General features: G+C 60.1%; 15 protein-coding genes. 10 read left to right on the top strand and 5 right to left on the bottom strand.

Annotated features, from left to right (window positions below; genetic code table 11):
* Position 1: 1 nt before the first annotated feature.
* The 8 genes from ccoO to ACQK2G_RS03070 all read left to right on the top strand — a co-directional run bounded on the left by ccoO (position 2) and on the right by ACQK2G_RS03070 (position 7284).
* A complete protein-coding gene (gene ccoO / locus ACQK2G_RS03105) occupies positions 2-733 on the top strand; it encodes a cytochrome-c oxidase, cbb3-type subunit II (RefSeq protein WP_425403558.1) in 732 nt (243 codons plus the stop codon).
* 13 nt (positions 734-746) lie between these two features.
* On the top strand, positions 747-896 hold the full coding sequence (locus ACQK2G_RS03100; RefSeq protein ID WP_425403557.1) for a cbb3-type cytochrome oxidase subunit 3: 150 nt from the start codon (positions 747-749) through the stop codon (positions 894-896).
* A 4-nt stretch (positions 897-900) separates the two neighbouring features.
* Positions 901-1770 carry a cytochrome-c oxidase, cbb3-type subunit III gene (gene ccoP, locus ACQK2G_RS03095; RefSeq protein ID WP_425403556.1) on the top strand — a complete coding sequence of 290 codons (870 nt, stop codon included), beginning with the start codon at positions 901-903 and terminating at the stop codon, positions 1768-1770.
* A gap of 145 nt (positions 1771-1915) precedes the next feature.
* The gene (gene ccoG / locus ACQK2G_RS03090; protein WP_425403555.1) at positions 1916-3490 is read left to right on the top strand and encodes a cytochrome c oxidase accessory protein CcoG; all 1575 of its coding nucleotides are present in this window, start codon (positions 1916-1918) and stop codon (positions 3488-3490) included.
* Positions 3487-3969 carry a FixH family protein gene (locus tag ACQK2G_RS03085; RefSeq protein WP_425403554.1) on the top strand — a complete coding sequence of 161 codons (483 nt, stop codon included), beginning with the start codon at positions 3487-3489 and terminating at the stop codon, positions 3967-3969. Before ccoG ends, ACQK2G_RS03085 begins: the two co-directional genes overlap by 4 nt.
* Entirely contained in the window at positions 3969-6239 is a 2271-nt protein-coding gene (locus ACQK2G_RS03080; protein ID WP_425403553.1) for a cation-translocating P-type ATPase, read from the top strand. The genes ACQK2G_RS03085 and ACQK2G_RS03080 overlap by 1 nt, the downstream gene beginning before the upstream one ends.
* The gene (gene ccoS, locus ACQK2G_RS03075) at positions 6236-6388 is read left to right on the top strand and encodes a cbb3-type cytochrome oxidase assembly protein CcoS (protein WP_425403552.1); all 153 of its coding nucleotides are present in this window, start codon (positions 6236-6238) and stop codon (positions 6386-6388) included. The genes ACQK2G_RS03080 and ccoS overlap by 4 nt, the downstream gene beginning before the upstream one ends.
* A gap of 116 nt (positions 6389-6504) precedes the next feature.
* Positions 6505-7284 (top strand): SDR family NAD(P)-dependent oxidoreductase, encoded by a 780-nt coding sequence (locus ACQK2G_RS03070; protein ID WP_425403551.1) that lies wholly within the window; start codon positions 6505-6507, stop codon positions 7282-7284.
* Positions 7285-7368: 84 nt separating this feature from the next.
* On the opposite strand, the gene ACQK2G_RS03065 is transcribed toward ACQK2G_RS03070, so the two are convergent.
* Entirely contained in the window at positions 7369-8859 is a 1491-nt protein-coding gene (locus tag ACQK2G_RS03065) for an ATP-binding protein (protein WP_425403550.1), read from the bottom strand.
* A 375-nt stretch (positions 8860-9234) separates the two neighbouring features.
* On the bottom strand, positions 9235-9999 hold the full coding sequence (locus tag ACQK2G_RS03060) for an SDR family NAD(P)-dependent oxidoreductase (protein WP_425403549.1): 765 nt from the start codon (positions 9997-9999) through the stop codon (positions 9235-9237).
* Positions 10000-10451: 452 nt separating this feature from the next.
* On the opposite strand from ACQK2G_RS03060, the gene ACQK2G_RS03055 reads away from it, so the two are divergent.
* Positions 10452-10820 (top strand): surface-adhesin E family protein, encoded by a 369-nt coding sequence (locus ACQK2G_RS03055; RefSeq protein ID WP_425403548.1) that lies wholly within the window; start codon positions 10452-10454, stop codon positions 10818-10820.
* An 80-nt stretch (positions 10821-10900) separates the two neighbouring features.
* Here the strand turns inward: ACQK2G_RS03055 and ACQK2G_RS03050 are convergent, their stop codons facing one another.
* Entirely contained in the window at positions 10901-12223 is a 1323-nt protein-coding gene (locus ACQK2G_RS03050; RefSeq protein WP_425403547.1) for a PQQ-dependent sugar dehydrogenase, read from the bottom strand.
* Between the two features lie 28 nt (positions 12224-12251).
* Positions 12252-12572 (bottom strand): c-type cytochrome, encoded by a 321-nt coding sequence (locus ACQK2G_RS03045; protein WP_425403546.1) that lies wholly within the window; start codon positions 12570-12572, stop codon positions 12252-12254.
* Positions 12573-13241: 669 nt separating this feature from the next.
* Between ACQK2G_RS03045 and ACQK2G_RS03040 the strand changes: the two genes are divergently transcribed.
* Positions 13242-13640, top strand: coding sequence for a hypothetical protein (locus ACQK2G_RS03040; protein WP_425403545.1), 399 nt, complete (start codon positions 13242-13244; stop codon positions 13638-13640).
* A gap of 86 nt (positions 13641-13726) precedes the next feature.
* On the opposite strand, the gene ACQK2G_RS03035 is transcribed toward ACQK2G_RS03040, so the two are convergent.
* Positions 13727-15325 (bottom strand): ABC transporter substrate-binding protein, encoded by a 1599-nt coding sequence (locus ACQK2G_RS03035; RefSeq protein WP_425403544.1) that lies wholly within the window; start codon positions 15323-15325, stop codon positions 13727-13729.
* Positions 15326-15356 lie beyond the last annotated feature (31 nt).

Below are 15356 nucleotides of genomic sequence, written 5' to 3'. Positions count from 1 at the left end.
CATGTCGATCCTTTCAAAGCATAAGATCATCGAGACCAATGCGACGCTGCTTCTGGTGTTCTCGTTCCTGGTCGTCACCATCGGCGGGCTCGTCGAGATCGTTCCGCTGTTCTATCTCGACAATACGATCGAGAAGGTGAAGGGGGTTCGTCCCTACTCGCCGCTGGAACTGCTGGGCCGCCGGATCTACATCCGCGAAGGATGCTATGTCTGTCACAGCCAGATGATCCGCCCCTTCCGGGATGAGGTGGAGCGTTACGGGCCCTACTCGCTGGCGGCTGAGTCGATGTACGACCGTCCGTTCCAGTGGGGGTCAAAGCGGACCGGGCCGGATCTGGCGCGCGTGGGCAACCGCTATTCCAACGAATGGCATGTCCAGCACCTGATCAACCCGCAATCCGTCGTGCCGGAATCGGTCATGCCGTCCTACGCCTTCCTGAAGGACAACGACCTGGACGGCAGCATCATTGCCAAGCACCTGTCGACGAATGCGGCCCTCGGCGTTCCCTATACGGATGAGATGGTCGAGAACGCCGCAGCCGACCTGGCCGCCCAGGCCGATCCGGAAGCCGATTGGGAGGGTCTTGAGGCCCGGTATCCGAAGATCGCCGTCGGCGATTTCGACGGCGACCCCGGCCGGTTGACGGAAATGGACGCGCTTGTGGCCTATCTGCAAATGCTCGGCACGTTGGTCGATTTCACGGCCTACGACGCCGAAGCGAACTTCCGCTGAGGAGGGCGATACGATGGATTACGAAACCCTGAGACACGCCGCGGATAGTTGGGGGTTGGTCTACCTCTTCGTCCTGTTCGTCGGCGTCATCGCCTACACCTTTCGGCCCGGCGGCAAGAAGGCCGCGGACGAGGCTGCAAACATCCCCTTGAAGGAAGACTGAGAAGATGAGCGCACGCCAAAAAGATGAAATCAGCGGCGTCGAGACCACCGGTCACGAGTGGGACGGCATCAAGGAACTCGACAATCCGCTGCCGCGTTGGTGGCTGTGGGTGTTCTACGCAACCATTGTCTGGGCGATCGGCTACTGCATTTACTACCCGGCCGTTCCGCTGATCAGCAGCAATACGGAAGGCGTCGGCGGCTATTCCAGCCGTGCCGAACTGCACCAGGAAATCGCCGCGGTCGAGGAAGGCCGGGCCGACCTGCTGGCGCAGATCGAAGCGACGAACGTGGAAGATATCGTCAAGAACGATAGCCTGCACCGCTTCGCCGTTTCGGGCGGTGCGTCGGCCTTCAAGGTCTACTGTTCGCAGTGTCATGGCTCCGGCGCGGCGGGCTCTCCCGGCTACCCGAACCTGAACGACGATGTCTGGCTCTGGGGCGGGACGGTCGAGGCCATCCACCAGACCATCGCGCACGGCATCCGCTATGCCGGCGACGAAGACACGCGCTTTTCGGAAATGCCGGCCTTCGGTCGGGACGGAATTCTGTCCGCGTCTGAGATCCGGGCGACCGCCAACTTCGTCGGCAAGCTGGGGAACCTGGAACACGATGCCGCATTGGCAGAGGCCGGGGAAACGCTCTATGCGGACAACTGTGCCAGCTGCCATGGCGAAGCCGGCAAGGGGATGCGCGACCTCGGCGCGCCGAACCTTACCGACGCGATCTGGCTGTATGGCGGAACGATTGAGGAAATCGCCACGCAGATCGGCGCCCCGAAACACGGCGTCATGCCGGCCTGGGGCGAGCGTCTGGGCGACGCCACGGTCAAGCAGCTCTCCGTCTTCGTTCACTCGCTGGGCGGCGGGGAGTAAGGCCGGCCGCAACGCATGATCGCGGAAAAATACCGCGACATAAAAACAGAGTGACGCGGCACGTGAAGAACGTGTCTGACGATCACGCCTCAAATGGCACTGGTTTTGGGTACGGATAGTTTTTTTTAAGAGAAGGTCTAGAACCGTGAGTGACAGTACATCCGTCTCCGAACCCCAGAACCTCGACAGGTTCGACGTAGAAGCCGTCAACCGGCGTGATCGTCAGCAGCCGCTCTATGCGGCCCGCAAGAAGATCCACCCCAAGCGTGCCGAGGGCCGTTTCCGGTCCCTGAAATGGGCCATCATGGTCGTCACTCTCGGCATCTATTACCTGACGCCGTGGATCCGCTGGGACAGGGGTGAATTCGCCCCGGACCAGGCGGTGCTGATCGATCTCTATCACCGCCGCTTCTATTTTTTCTTCATCGAAATCTGGCCGCAGGAATTCTATTACGTGGCTGGTTTGCTGATCATGGCGGGCATCGGCCTGTTCCTGGTCACCTCCTCCGTCGGACGCGCCTGGTGCGGCTACACCTGCCCGCAGACCGTCTGGGTCGATCTGTTCCTGGTCGTCGAACGCGCGATCGAAGGGGACCGCAACAAGCGCATCCGCCTCGACAAGGCCCCGATGAGTTTCGACAAGGCCTGGAAGCGGGTCGCGAAACATGCGGTCTGGCTGTTGATCGCCGTGTCGACCGGCGGCGCCTGGATTTTCTATTTCGCGGATGCGCCCTCGCTCGCCGCCGATCTGTTCACCGGACAGGCCGCCGGCATTGCCTATACCACGGTCGCGATCCTGACCTTCACCACCTACACATTGGGTGGGCTGATGCGCGAACAGGTCTGCACTTATATGTGCCCGTGGCCGCGCATTCAGGGCGCGATGCTGGACGAACACTCGCTCACCGTCACCTACAACGACTGGCGCGGCGAACCGCGCGGCCGGCACGTCAAGAAGAACGAGGCCCAGGCCGCCGCCACGGGGGATTGCATCGACTGCAACGCCTGCGTCGCCGTCTGTCCGATGGGGATCGATATCCGCGACGGACAGCAATTGGAATGCATCACCTGCGCGCTCTGCATCGACGCCTGTGACAGCGTGATGGACAAACTGGGCCGGGAAAAGGGCCTGATCTCCTACGCCACGCTGAACGACTACAACGCCAATATGGCCAAGGCGGTCAACGCTAATGGCGAGATCGATCCCAGCCGCGTTCATGACAAGGCGGGCAAGCTGATCGGGTCTCTCACGCATACGACCTGGCGTTCCATCATTCGCGTGCGCACCTTGATCTATATCTGTGTCTGGGCCGCGATCGGCCTAGCCATGCTCGCCGTTCTGTTGACGCGCGAACGGCTGGACCTGAACGTATTGCACGATCGAAACCCGCTTTACGTGACCCTGTCCGACGGCTCGATCCGAAACGGCTATACGGTCAAGATCCTAAACATGATGCCGGAACCGCGCCTGATCCAGCTGACCGTCGAAGGCCTGCCGGGCGCACGTCTGAACATTCCGGAGATCCGGGACAACCCGGACGACGCGATCCTGATCCCGGCCGAACCGGATCAGTTGGAAACGCTGAAGGTCTACCTGTCGATGGATCCGAAGACCCTGACGGACGGCAAAACGCCCTTCCGTTTCGTGGTACAGGACGTCAACGGATCGGAACGCGACGATTATGATGCCGTCTTCGAAGCGGGAGAGTTGAAGCAATGATGCCTCGTCAAATCACCGGCCGCCACGTCCTCGTCTACATGGTGCTGTTCTTCGGTGTGATCATCGCCGCCAACCTGACGATGGCCTATTTCGCGACAGGCAGCTGGACGGGCCTGGTCGTGGAGAACAGCTATGTCGCCAGCCAACAGTACAACGCGGTGCTGGCCAATGCGGAAAGGCAGAAGGCCCTGGGCTGGAAGCACGAATTCTCCATCGACGGCGGCAAGATCAGCTTCACGCTGAAGGACGCTGATGGGCATCTGGTGCCGCTGGACGGCGTCACCATTCACGCCGGCCATCCCGCGACGGAAATCCATGACCGGACGATGGAACTGACCAAGGCCCTCGGCGGCACATATGAGATCCCGAACGATCTGCCCGCAGGGGCCTGGAATTTCGAGATCCGGGCCGCAGTGCGCGACGGCACCGAATGGAAGGTCCGCTACCCGGACATGATTCAGGAAAAGGCGGCGAACTGATGAGTTGCTGTGCCGGCGGGACGAGTGTCAGTGCGTTGGGGACGACGGATATACCGTCCCGCGACGCGGTCCTGCATTCCTCGCAAAGCCTCGACGACGGGACGGTCCGCACCGTATTGGCGGTGCCGGACGTGCATTGCGGGGCCTGCATCCGCAAGGTCGAAGGCGCGCTGAACGCCTTGCCGGAGATACGCGAGGCACGGGTCAACCTGTCGACCAAACGCGTCACCTTTCATTGGCGGAAAACCGACGTCGATGCGGAACCCGTCTTCGCGGCCCTGCGCCGTACGGGATACGAACCGAACCTGATCAGCCCGGACGCCATCGTCGTGGACGATACCCGCAAGACGCTGTTCCGGGCGCTGGCCGTCGCGGGTTTCGCGGCAGGCAATATCATGCTGCTCTCGGTCTCGGTCTGGTCCGGGGCGGAAGCGGCCACGCGCGATCTGTTCCATTGGATCTCGGCCCTGATCGCCATCCCGACCGTCGGCTATTCCGGCCGGGTCTTCTTCCGACCTGCGCTGAAGGCTCTGGCGGCGCGCAGCCTGAACATGGATGTGCCGATCTCCCTCGCCATTCTTCTCGCCACGGGGATGAGCATCTATGAAACCTGGCATCATGGCGAACACGCCTATTTCGATGCCTCGGTCACCCTGCTCTTCTTTCTGCTGATCGGCCGGACCCTGGACCATATGATGCGCGAACGCGCCCGCGACGCGGTGGCCGGGCTGGCCCGGATCACGCCCGACGGCGCCACCGTCATCGCCGCGGATGGCAGCCGCCATTGGCACCCGCTGAACGAGATCGAAGCCGGCATGCGTCTGCATATCGCGGCCGGCGACCGCATTCCGGTCGACGCCCTGGTCATGGAAGGCAAAAGCGATATCGATGCCGCCATCGCCACCGGGGAAAGCGTCCCCGTCACCGCGACGGAAGGAACTCCGTTGTCCGCTGGCATGCTGAACCTGACAGGCCCGCTGGTGGTGGAAGCGACCAAGGCCGCGAAGGATTCCTTCCTGTCGGAAATGCTGCGCATGCTGGACGCGGCCGAAGGCGGCGCGCCCGCCTATCGCAAACTGGCCGACCGCGCGGCCGCGATCTATGCGCCGGTGGTGCATCTTGCCGCCCTTCTTACCTTCCTCGGCTGGATGTGGGTGACCGGCGATTGGCGACAGTCGCTGTTTTCCGCCATCGCGGTCCTGATCATCACCTGCCCCTGCGCGCTGGGTCTTGCGGTGCCGATCGTGCAGGTCGTCGCCGCCTCCCGCTTGTTCAGAAAGGGCATCATGGTCCGCGACGGCACGGCGCTGGAAAAACTGGCCCAGGTCGACCGCGTCGTCTTCGACAAGACCGGCACATTGACGGTCGGTACGCCGCGCCTGCAGGAGGTCGGCACGCATAGCCCGCGTGTCTTGGCGATTGCCGCGGCGCTGGGTGCGAACAGCCGCCATCCCTATTCCCAGGCATTGGTGCGGGCGGCGGATGAAGGCAATCTCCGCCCCGTGAACGGGATGACCGATATCCGTGAAATCCCCGGCGAGGGCATTGAAGGACGGCTGGACGGCGAGGCCTATTTCCTGGGCCGCTCCGCCACCGGCGGCAACGGGGTGGAACTCCGCCGCGACGGCGCGGCAGTCGACCTGTTCCGGTTCGAGGACCGATTGCGCGCCAATGCCGCCGAGACCATCGCAGCCCTGGAAGCACGGGATATCGCCGGAGAGATCTTGTCCGGCGATAACGAGCAGACCGTATCCGCCACGGCCCGCGCCCTGGGCATGACCGATTGGCGGGGCGGCTTGCGTCCGGCCGACAAGATCGCCCGCGTCCAGGCCCTGCAGGCGGCCGGCCACAAGGTCCTGATGGTCGGCGACGGATTGAACGATGCGCCCTCCCTGGCCGCGGCCGACGTCTCCATGGTGCCCTCCAAGGCAGCCGATATCGGCCGTCAGGCGGCGGGCCTCGTCTTCCTGCATGAAGGGCTCGACGCGGTCTCCAGCGCCGTCGCGGTCGCGCGCCGGGCGGAGGTGCTGATCCGGCAGAACTTCGCGCTGGCCGTGATTTACAACCTGATCGCCATTCCGCTCGCCGTGCTCGGCTATGCCTCGCCGCTGGTCGCGGCCTTGGCGATGTCCGGCTCGTCGATTATCGTCATTCTCAACGCGCTGCGCCTGAACGAAGCGGCCGCCGCGCCATTCTCCGCCCTGGGATCATGGATCCAACGCCGCCCGGCACAGGGCACTACGGGTGAAGCTGGGATCGCAACGCCATGAATGTCCTTCTGTTCCTGATACCGACCGCGCTGCTGCTGGGGGGGCTTGGACTCGCAGCCTTCCTCTGGTCCCTGAAATCCGGCCAATATTCCGATCTGGACGGCGCCGCCTGGCGCGCCCTGAACGACGAAGACGACAAGCCTCTCTGACCCTCTCCCCCGGTTCGGTACAAGCTACCGTGACGCAGTCGGGTCTTCCCCTGTTCCGCCGGGTGATGCTGTAATCCCTGCATAAAGAACAAATCTGCTTGGGGGAGAAACATAGCATGAAGGGCATCGATTTTTCCGGAGACATCGCTTTCGTGACCGGCGCCACATCCGGCATCGGGCGCGCGGTGGGCAAGGCGATCGCCGCCGCCGGGGCACGGACGGTTCTGAACGGCATGGGCGAGGAAGAGGCCGACGCCGTGATCAAGGATATCCGCGATGCGGGCGGCACGGCTGAGTTCGTGCATGGCAGCCTGGCGGATCTCGATACCTGGAAGTCCGTTCTGGCCGAGGCGAAATCGGTCTATGGCCCCTTCTCCCTCTTCGTCCATTGCGCCTCCCCCCGCCGGTTGGAGACGCAAAACGTCCTGACCGTGACCGAGGAGGAATGGGACGCGATGGTGAATACCAACCTGCGCAGCGGTTTCTTCCTGGGACGGGAGATCGCGAAGGATATGCGTGCGAATGGGATCAAGGGGCGCATGGTCTACATGACCTCGCTACATTCCTATTCGCCCCGTAACCTTCCTCATTACAGCGCATCCAAGGCCGGGCAGGCGATGGTGGTCCGGGAACTGGCCCGTGCGCTGGGACCGGACGGCATCCGCGTCAATGGCGTAGCGCCCGGCGCCATACCGGGAGGCGGCTTCAACGCGAAAGTCAGCGCCTTCGAGGAAAAGATCCCGATGGTCCGGACCGGCACGCCCGAAGACCTCGCCGCCTCCACCCTCACGCTTCTAAGCGACGACCACAGCCCCTATGTCACCGGCGTCATTCTGCCGGTCGACGGCGGGTTGGCCCAATACAACTGGATCGACCGCCCCGTCAGCCTGGAGTGAGCCGACGGCGCAAAGCCCCTATCAAAGAAGGTCGGCGAGTGCGCACCGAACCAGGATCGGGTGCGCCTTCGCAGCCAATTCCTGTCACTGCAACTCCGTTACGACCCGCTCGACTGGCAGGCGAATGGTGACAGCGGTGCCGATACCGATTTCGCTTTCAATTTCCAATGATCCCCCATGCAACTGGATGAGCTGCTTGGATAGCGACAGCCCCAGCCCGGTTCCTTCATGCGCGACATGTGCATTCGAGCGTACTTGGCCGAAAGGTTCCGTCACCAATGGCAGGTCTTTTTCCGATATCCCAAGACCCGTGTCTTCAACACAAATAGAGATGTCCTTCTCGGAGTCTCGACGAACCGCCAGTGTGACCCGGCCGCCCTCCTTGTTGAAACGCACCGCATTCGCCAGCAAATTCAGGACAATCTGCTTGAACCGGCGTTCGTCGACACGGACTTGCGGCAAATCGCCCGGGGTGTCGAAAAGAAAGGATACCTTGGAAGCTTCCTTCCTGCTTTTCACCATTCTCAGACAATAGGACAGAAGATCATCCAGCCCGATGTCATTCTCATACAGGGTCATCTCACCGCACTCGATCTTTTCCAGATCGAGCATATCGTTCACGAGATGTAACAGATGATGGCCTGAATGGTGAATATCCTGCAAGTATTCCCGATATGCCGTATTGCCTATGGGACCGAGCATCTCCTGCGATACCATCTCGGAAAATCCGATTATGGCGTTCAACGGTGTTCGCAATTCGTGGCTCATGCATGCCAGAAATTCCGATTTTGCCTGGTTCGCCCGCTCGGCCTCAACCAAGGCTCTTTCCAGATGCTTCTGCGCCAGCTTCAGTTCTGTAATATCGGTATACAACGTCGCAACCCCGCCATCGGGAAGGCGCTGTTCATGCACCAACAAGTGAACGTCATTACGCTGGATCTCGAACACCCCTGACGGATTCCGATGACGGTGCAGGCGTTCAGCGATCCATTTGTCTTCCTGGCCATGCGCATCCGGTGCCAACCCCTTCTCGACAAGCACTTTGAGGTGTTCGGCAAAGGTCGTTCCCGGCACATGGTTTTCCGGCACCGAGCCATTCATCTTCCGCCACGCTTCGTTGATATAGACGAGGCGGTCCTCTGCATCGAACAGGGAAACGCCCTGCTGCAAGGACTCAATTGCCAAGAAAAGATTACCTGCGGTTCGCTCGTGGTTTTTTCTATCCGTGATGTCGATATGCCAAATTATATCTGCGTCCCTACCCTCGAAAGGGTATGGCTGCGAATTCATCAAGACCCACCATCTTGAACCATCCAGTTTCCGTCGTTCTGCTTCGAAGTTAACCAACTGCCCATGGCTCTCGATCGCTGCGCGGGCTTGCTCAAGATCTTCCGCGCGAATCCAGGTTTCCCGGATATCCCGTTCCAGTAAGTTGTCACTGCTGTCGGCACCGAGCATTTTTGCGAGCATATCGTTCGCAAACAATCTGCTACCGGTGCCCCTTTCCAAAATGGCGATCCCGATCGGAGAGTTTTGAAGTAACTGTTTTATGTCTTCCTCGACTGAGAAAACCATCCAGAAACACCCTTAAAAACAGATACATAAGGCAGAACATTAGCTGCCTAGCATGAATTATAAACCGAGAACCCCGAATTATGTCGCGTTTTATTGTGCCGACACGTCACGCCTTCAAAAAGATGGAGGTATGGTGAAACTGGCACCATTTCTTGTTTCATCGGGTTGTGTAGAAATGCGTACAAGGTGTCGTGTGACGCGCGAGTGTCCCGCCCCGCTGGAGGTCCTCGTATCCAACGATCATGAGATCACGCTAGACAGCCCGGATGGGATGTCCTCTATGTGTGCATCAACGAAAGCGGCACGATCACGTCAACAAGCCGCTATAACGACTTTTGTTGCGGCGACCGGTTCCCAATTGGCGTGAATGCCCCGTCACCGCCTCAAGGCGGGCAGGCCGACACCGGTGGCGTCGAAACCGCCGTCGGCGGCCAGGACCTGGCCGGTGACGTAACTTGCCTTGTCGGAGCACAGAAACAGGATCGCTTCGGCAATTTCCCGTTCGGCCCCATAGCGGTTCAGCGGGATCGCATCGTGATAGGCGTCGATGATGTCCTGCGAATGAACGGCTATCGCCAGCTTTGTCTTCACGGGCCCGGGACAAACGCAATTCGCGCGAATACCGAATTCTCCCAGTTCCGAGGCCTGCTGTTTGGTCAAATGAATGACGGCTGCTTTCGACGTGCCGTAGGCAACCCGCAGGGTCGACGCCCGAAGCCCCGAGATCGAGGCGATATTGACGATCGCCCCTCTCGTTTCCTTCAAGGCGGGAATTGCTGCCTGGGACACCAGGAAGGTGCCGTCCAGATTGGTCGCCATGATCTCCCGCCACGACGAAAAACTCGTTGCTTCGAGCGGGGAGAAATCGGCGACACCGGCATTGTTCACGACAGCGTCGATCCTGCCGAAGGACGACAGCACCGCCGCGGTCATGTCGTCCACCTGATCGGGCTCGGATATGTCGTATTCGAACGCTTTCGCCCCTTCATGATCCTTGGCAAGACCCTCGGATGCGGCACGCAATTCGTCGCCGTCACGGTCGACCATCGCAACGGCCCAACCGTTCTCGAGCATGAGCCTCGCGGTCGCCAGCCCAATCCCGCGGGCGGCCCCTGTAATCAATGCAACATTCTTGTCCATCCGCGGACGGTACAGTCTACCCCGACGCCCCGCAACAACAGTATGTGACCTGGAACGGGTTGGAAAAACACGGGCAGGCTGAAGGAGAATTTCGCCCGCTTCATCGCATACCCGCGCGACAAACAACGATGCCCGCTGTCGAGTGGAGCAGGATTATTCAGCTTCGTCGGTAATCCGGAACCATGCACAACGGCCCATGTGGAAATCATTGAATTTGCTTGGTTACGGATTACCCTGAGGGTTACCGACCCGCAGGCTTGGCAATGCTTCCTGTTCGAAGGTGAGTTGACGTGTGTTGAAACGTCGAGAGAACCGGCAAGCCGTCACAGAATCTGTGCCGCTGTCTGAGTGCGGTGCAAAGACATCGTGTCCGCGACCCGTACAGCAGATACCCGTCGTCACTCGCCAATTATGCGGTCACGCTGATCGAATGTTGGATTGAGGATAATACGATGAGGTCCGTGCTCACTATCTTGCTATGCATGGTTCCATTCACCGCAAGTGCTGAATGGACGCAGCACAAGGTCATGGAGAACGGAGATGAGCATTATTTTGACCCCACGCAGGTCGAGACCGACGGCAACATCGTTCGAGTGCCTAGCAGAGTTAGGTACCGAACGTCGGTCATGGGCGCGAAGAGCTACGAAAGCGAAATCAAACTGAACTGCTTGGAGCGCACGCAATCCTCGGTGCGGAGCACATTCTTCAACGATGAAAATTGGCAAACACCCGCCATGGCGACCAACACCCGGGAGCAACCGCCGGTGGGTATCAAAGCGGGCTCCGCCGTTGATTCCCTCGCTGAAATCCTGTGCGAGTAGTTTTATCGACGGCCGGGTCATGAAAAAAAGTGCCCACGCTATCGGCATAGCGTGGGCACCGATACTCTGGATCGTCTGGGTTACTTCATGCTTTCGGCAGTGACCTTGTAGATTGCGCCGGAGTCGACCGACACATAGAGCGCATTGTCAGGCCCCATCACCAGACCGCGGAACCGGTCGGAGAAACCGAGCGGCATGCGAACGATGCCGTTAATCCCCAATCCGTCCGGGGTAATGCTGATCATGTCGATCCGCGAGCCTGCGGGTGTATCGCCGAAACCAATACCCATGATGCCGACGGCCAGGCGGCCTTCGTAGATGCCCCAATTCTTGCCTTTCAGGAAGGCCGCGGAACCGGTGCCCTGCGAAAAGCCGTTGTTGTTCCACGTCGGCGGCATCAGATCGGCAAACCGTGTGTCGCTCATCGGCGTATAGGCGGCACGAACGGCCGGATCCATGCCGTCCATCTGGTTCGGCTCGTATCCGCAATACTGATCCGGGCACTCACCTCTTCCGCCGCGTTTTTCTGCGGGGTCCCAACCAGCGTTACCACCGTTTACGAGGGCGGTGATCTCGTCATTGTGCCAAGGCCCGTGTTCCGCGGTGAAGGCCTTGCCGTCGCTCGGGCGGAAGTCGATGCCTTGAACGTTCCGGTGGCCGTAGGTGTAGATGCGTTTGTCAAAGCCTTCCGGCGGGTTGTTGTCCGGATGTGCGTTGCCATCGCCGTCGATCCTCAGGACCTTGCCGCAGAGGAGCTGCCCGTCCTGGGGGCAGATTCCACGGTGCCGGTCACCGCCGGCGACCCAGAGGTAGCCACCCGGACCGACGCGAATCCGGCCGCCGTTATGCGCCCCGGGGCCGCCGAACGGTTGGTCTGACTCGAAGGGTTTGTACTGAATGTCCGTCACGATATCCGTTCGGTCGGAGACGCTCTTCAGGTCTTCGCTGACCTTGAACCGCATGACGATATTGCCGTCGCACTTCTCGAAATTGGTCTTGCATCCGGAGCCGTGATACTTGTTCGAGGTCGAGTAGACATACAGGATGCGGTTCTTATCGAAATGCCTGTCGGCGACCACGCCCAGCATGCCCGCCTGCCCCTCGCAGAACAGGTCCGCCCCGCTATCGGCAAATCCTGTCGTGTCCTTCATTCCGTAAAGCGCGTTCACGGTGCCGTCGGACGTTCTGACGGAGAGGCCTTTGCACTTCTCCGTGAAGAACATTGTGCCATCGGACAAGAAGGCCATGTCCCATGGATTTTCCAGACCCGTCAAAAGCTCCGACGCGGTGATCTTGGGAACATCCATCCCTTGATGATTGTCCGCCTGTGCCGTCATTGCCGAGCCGGCCACCATGGCCGCGACAGCAACCGCGACTGTCAGTCGTTTCCCACTTTTACCCATGTTTTCCTCCCAATGATTAGGATTATGGTTATTTGTGTTCGGCGTCTTTCAAGTAAGCCGCCAGGTTGAGGATCTCCTCATCCGAAAGCGGCTTGGCCATCATGAACATGAGAGCAGAGTTGGGCCCCTGCTTCACTTTGCTGCGATACGCTTCCAGCTTTTCGATGGTGTAGGGAATGTCTTTGCCCGATACCTTCGGGTAACTGGCCGCGCCTTTGCCTGCTGGCCCATGGCAATTGATGCAGGTCTTTTTGTACCTGGCTTCTCCTGCTGCGATGTCCTGGCTTAACGCCGAACTCACAGGACCTGCGACGAGGATGAGCGAAAGAAAGATAGCTAGTCTGATCAATAGGGGCTCCCGGTTTTTCGTTTAGCCTCAAACGGCAACGTCGCGACGCAATATCCGAAAGCCGGCCCCCATTTTTCAGAGAGCACGCCTTTGTTTTGTGTGTCCGACACAATCCGCGAACTGGTTGCCTCGCTTGATTGTTGCCGCAGGACTGACACCTGTCATTAGTTCAATTCTAACAAAAGCATAAGAAAGACCGCCCGGCGTTGATCGCCCCAGTCGAAATCAAGCCGCTTCTCGCTCCCCACCTCGTCGTGAGGCCGCTTCCAGGGCTTGGGTCGTGTTCTCGTCGTCGGCCCGACAGCGCGGAAATATTTTTTACCGCGCCCATTGCGGAGCCGGTTGCGCATACCGACATCCTGAAGGCCCGCCGCAGACCATCCACGGCCACGAGGTTGTGCCCGCGTCTTGCCGCCTACGACGGACGGTCGCCGCACCCCTGACCATGTGGGGTGCTAGAGGTTTGTCTTCGGAAGTATTAGCCCGGCAAAGCATCAATCAGACGATCCTGACGCTGAAAGCGGTAAGAGCTGCAACGGCCGAAATCCCGTTCGCCGCAATTGCCTCTCCGGTCCGTCAGCATCCTTCGCCGGAAAAACCCGAACCGAGCCCGCCAGTCGCGGCCGTGATCCGCACGGCCCCTGGCTCCTGATCTGTTAGGAGGAATGAGTGCACCACTTCTTAGCCTTGGCCTTCGGCCTGATCACCCTGGGCCTTGTCTGCGCCGCCTATTACAGCCTGAAGCCGTCCCGTACCGAGAACTGGCAGCATGGCGAAATCTATCTGTCGATCCTGATATCCAGCCTGACCGGTTCCTTTCTTTTGTCGGTGGCGATCATCGGCAAGGAAATCTGGTTACTCGCGGCAAGCGGTTTCAATCAGGCGGCTCCGCTTTACCTGGGTCTCGATCTCGTCAGCGCCGGCTTGATCGTCGCTTCACTGCTGGTCTATCGCGCGATCCTCAAGATGACGGCTGGGAAATTGAAAACCGCGGACAACGTGTCTCCTTTCCCGACCCGTCCGGTTACGCCGCAACCGCCCGTCCATATCGACAGAAAAGCGGCCTAGCCGCCGTTGCAAGCCGGTGACATGCCGGACGAAAAAAGGGCCGCGAAAACCGCGGCCCTTTCCGTATTCAAGTGGCGAATGCCTTATCAGCTTTCGAACCACCAGCGTTCGGCGGCCCGGCCGCCGTCGAGTTCCCAGTTGGCGGTCAGCTTGTCGCTGTGGCCGATATTCTTGGTATGCGCGTAAACGCGGTTCCGGTAGATCGGAATGATCGACCCGCCATCCGTCGCCTGAAGCATCTGCATCTCGCGATACATTTCCGCCCGCTTCTTGTCGTCGAGTTCCGCCTTCGCCAGCAACAGAAGCTCGTTGAAGCGCGGGTTCTTCCAATGCGACTCGTTCCACGGCGCATCGTCCTTATAGGCCAGGGAGTACATGACATCCGGCGTCGGACGCGCACCCCAGGAGACCATGACGAAAGGCTTCACCAGCCAGACATTGGACCAGTAGCCGTCATTCGGCTCCCGCACAACCTTGACGTTGATCCCCGCCTTTGCCGCCTGTGCGGAATAGAGCGTCGCCATGTCGACCGCACCGGCGAAAGCGCCGTCGGCGGCGGAAAGCTCGACATCGATGCTGTCGTAACCGGCCTTCTTCAGAAGCGACTTCGCCTTGTCCGGGTCGTAGGCCTTCGCCGGAATGTCAGCGGCGTGGTAGGGCAGCGCCGGGGCGATATGGGTATCGTTCCCAATGGTGCCGAAACCCTTGAAGATCTTGTCCAGAATTTCCTGGCGATCCATGGCGTACATCATCGCCTGGCGAACGTCGTTGTTGTCGAATGGTTTGACGTCGCAGAACATCGGCATGGTGATCGCCGCGCCACTCGGGACATTCTGGATGACCAGATTCGGATCGCGCTTCAGCAGATGCACGGTCTTCAGATCCAGCGACGTCACCGCGTCGACCTCACCGGTCTTCAACGCCGTTTGCCGCGCGTTCGGATCCGAAAGCTGGATCATGGCGACCGAGTCGAAATTGGCGCGGCCTTCCTTGAAATAGTTCTCGTTCCGCTTCAGCGAGGACCGGACGCCGGCCTCGTGATGTTCGATGGAATAGGCGCCGGTGCCGATGCCGCTCTCCCAGTCCACATTGCCTTCCCCGTCGGACGGCATCATGACCAGGTGATAATCGGACAGCGTATAGGGCAGATCGGCATTGCCGGATTTCATCGTGATGGTGACACCATGCGACCCGTCGGCCTTGATGTCCTCGACATCGGTCAGCAGCGACTTGGCCGCCGATTTCGACGCTTCGCCGCGGTGATAGTTGAGCGACGCGACGGCATCGGCGGAATTGAACTCCTTGCCGTTGTGGAAGGTGACGCCCTTGCGCAGCTTGAAGGACCAGACCTTGGCGTCGTCGGACGCGTCCCAGCCTTCGGAGATATCCGGGGCAACCTGGTTGTTCTCGTCGATCTCCGTCAGATAGTTCCGGAAGATGTGGTTCATCTGGATCATGTAGACGGATTCAGTCGTTCCCGGATCCAGCGAGTCGGTGGTGTTGCCGTCCTCGATCCCGACCTTGAAGTTGCCGCCCTTCTTCGGCGTCGCCGCATGGGCGCGGTTCTGCCACATCGTCGATGCGGCCGCCGCGGACAGACCCAGCGCGGACGCGCCGACCATGAAATCGCGTCTGGTCGCGCGGCTGTCGCTCAGGATCCGTTCAAGCAATGGATGTTTGGTCATCTACGTAAGCCTCTCTGTTCAACTCGTTCTA

It is taken from the genome of Hwanghaeella sp., assembly GCF_965227365.1.
Taxonomy (GTDB): domain Bacteria; phylum Pseudomonadota; class Alphaproteobacteria; order UBA8366; family Aestuariispiraceae; genus Hwanghaeella.
This window is presented reverse-complemented; position numbering and strand designations above follow the sequence as displayed.

What these genes read in the sequence shown, in the direction of transcription:
- ccoS (WP_425403552.1), top strand. Translation starts at nt 6,236, where the DNA reads ATGAATGTCCTTCTGTTCCTGATACCGACCGCGCTGCTGCTGGGGGGG.
- ACQK2G_RS03050 (WP_425403547.1), bottom strand. Translation starts at nt 12,223, where the DNA reads ATGGGTAAAAGTGGGAAACGACTGACAGTCGCGGTTGCTGTCGCGGCC.
- ACQK2G_RS03035 (WP_425403544.1), bottom strand. Translation starts at nt 15,325, where the DNA reads ATGACCAAACATCCATTGCTTGAACGGATCCTGAGCGACAGCCGCGCG.
- ACQK2G_RS03070 (WP_425403551.1), top strand. Translation starts at nt 6,505, where the DNA reads ATGAAGGGCATCGATTTTTCCGGAGACATCGCTTTCGTGACCGGCGCC.
- ACQK2G_RS03055 (WP_425403548.1), top strand. Translation starts at nt 10,452, where the DNA reads ATGAGGTCCGTGCTCACTATCTTGCTATGCATGGTTCCATTCACCGCA.
- ACQK2G_RS03065 (WP_425403550.1), bottom strand. Translation starts at nt 8,859, where the DNA reads ATGGTTTTCTCAGTCGAGGAAGACATAAAACAGTTACTTCAAAACTCT.
- ACQK2G_RS03085 (WP_425403554.1), top strand. Translation starts at nt 3,487, where the DNA reads ATGATGCCTCGTCAAATCACCGGCCGCCACGTCCTCGTCTACATGGTG.
- ACQK2G_RS03100 (WP_425403557.1), top strand. Translation starts at nt 747, where the DNA reads ATGGATTACGAAACCCTGAGACACGCCGCGGATAGTTGGGGGTTGGTC.
- ACQK2G_RS03060 (WP_425403549.1), bottom strand. Translation starts at nt 9,999, where the DNA reads ATGGACAAGAATGTTGCATTGATTACAGGGGCCGCCCGCGGGATTGGG.
- ccoP (WP_425403556.1), top strand. Translation starts at nt 901, where the DNA reads ATGAGCGCACGCCAAAAAGATGAAATCAGCGGCGTCGAGACCACCGGT.
- ccoO (WP_425403558.1), top strand. Translation starts at nt 2, where the DNA reads ATGTCGATCCTTTCAAAGCATAAGATCATCGAGACCAATGCGACGCTG.
- ACQK2G_RS03080 (WP_425403553.1), top strand. Translation starts at nt 3,969, where the DNA reads ATGAGTTGCTGTGCCGGCGGGACGAGTGTCAGTGCGTTGGGGACGACG.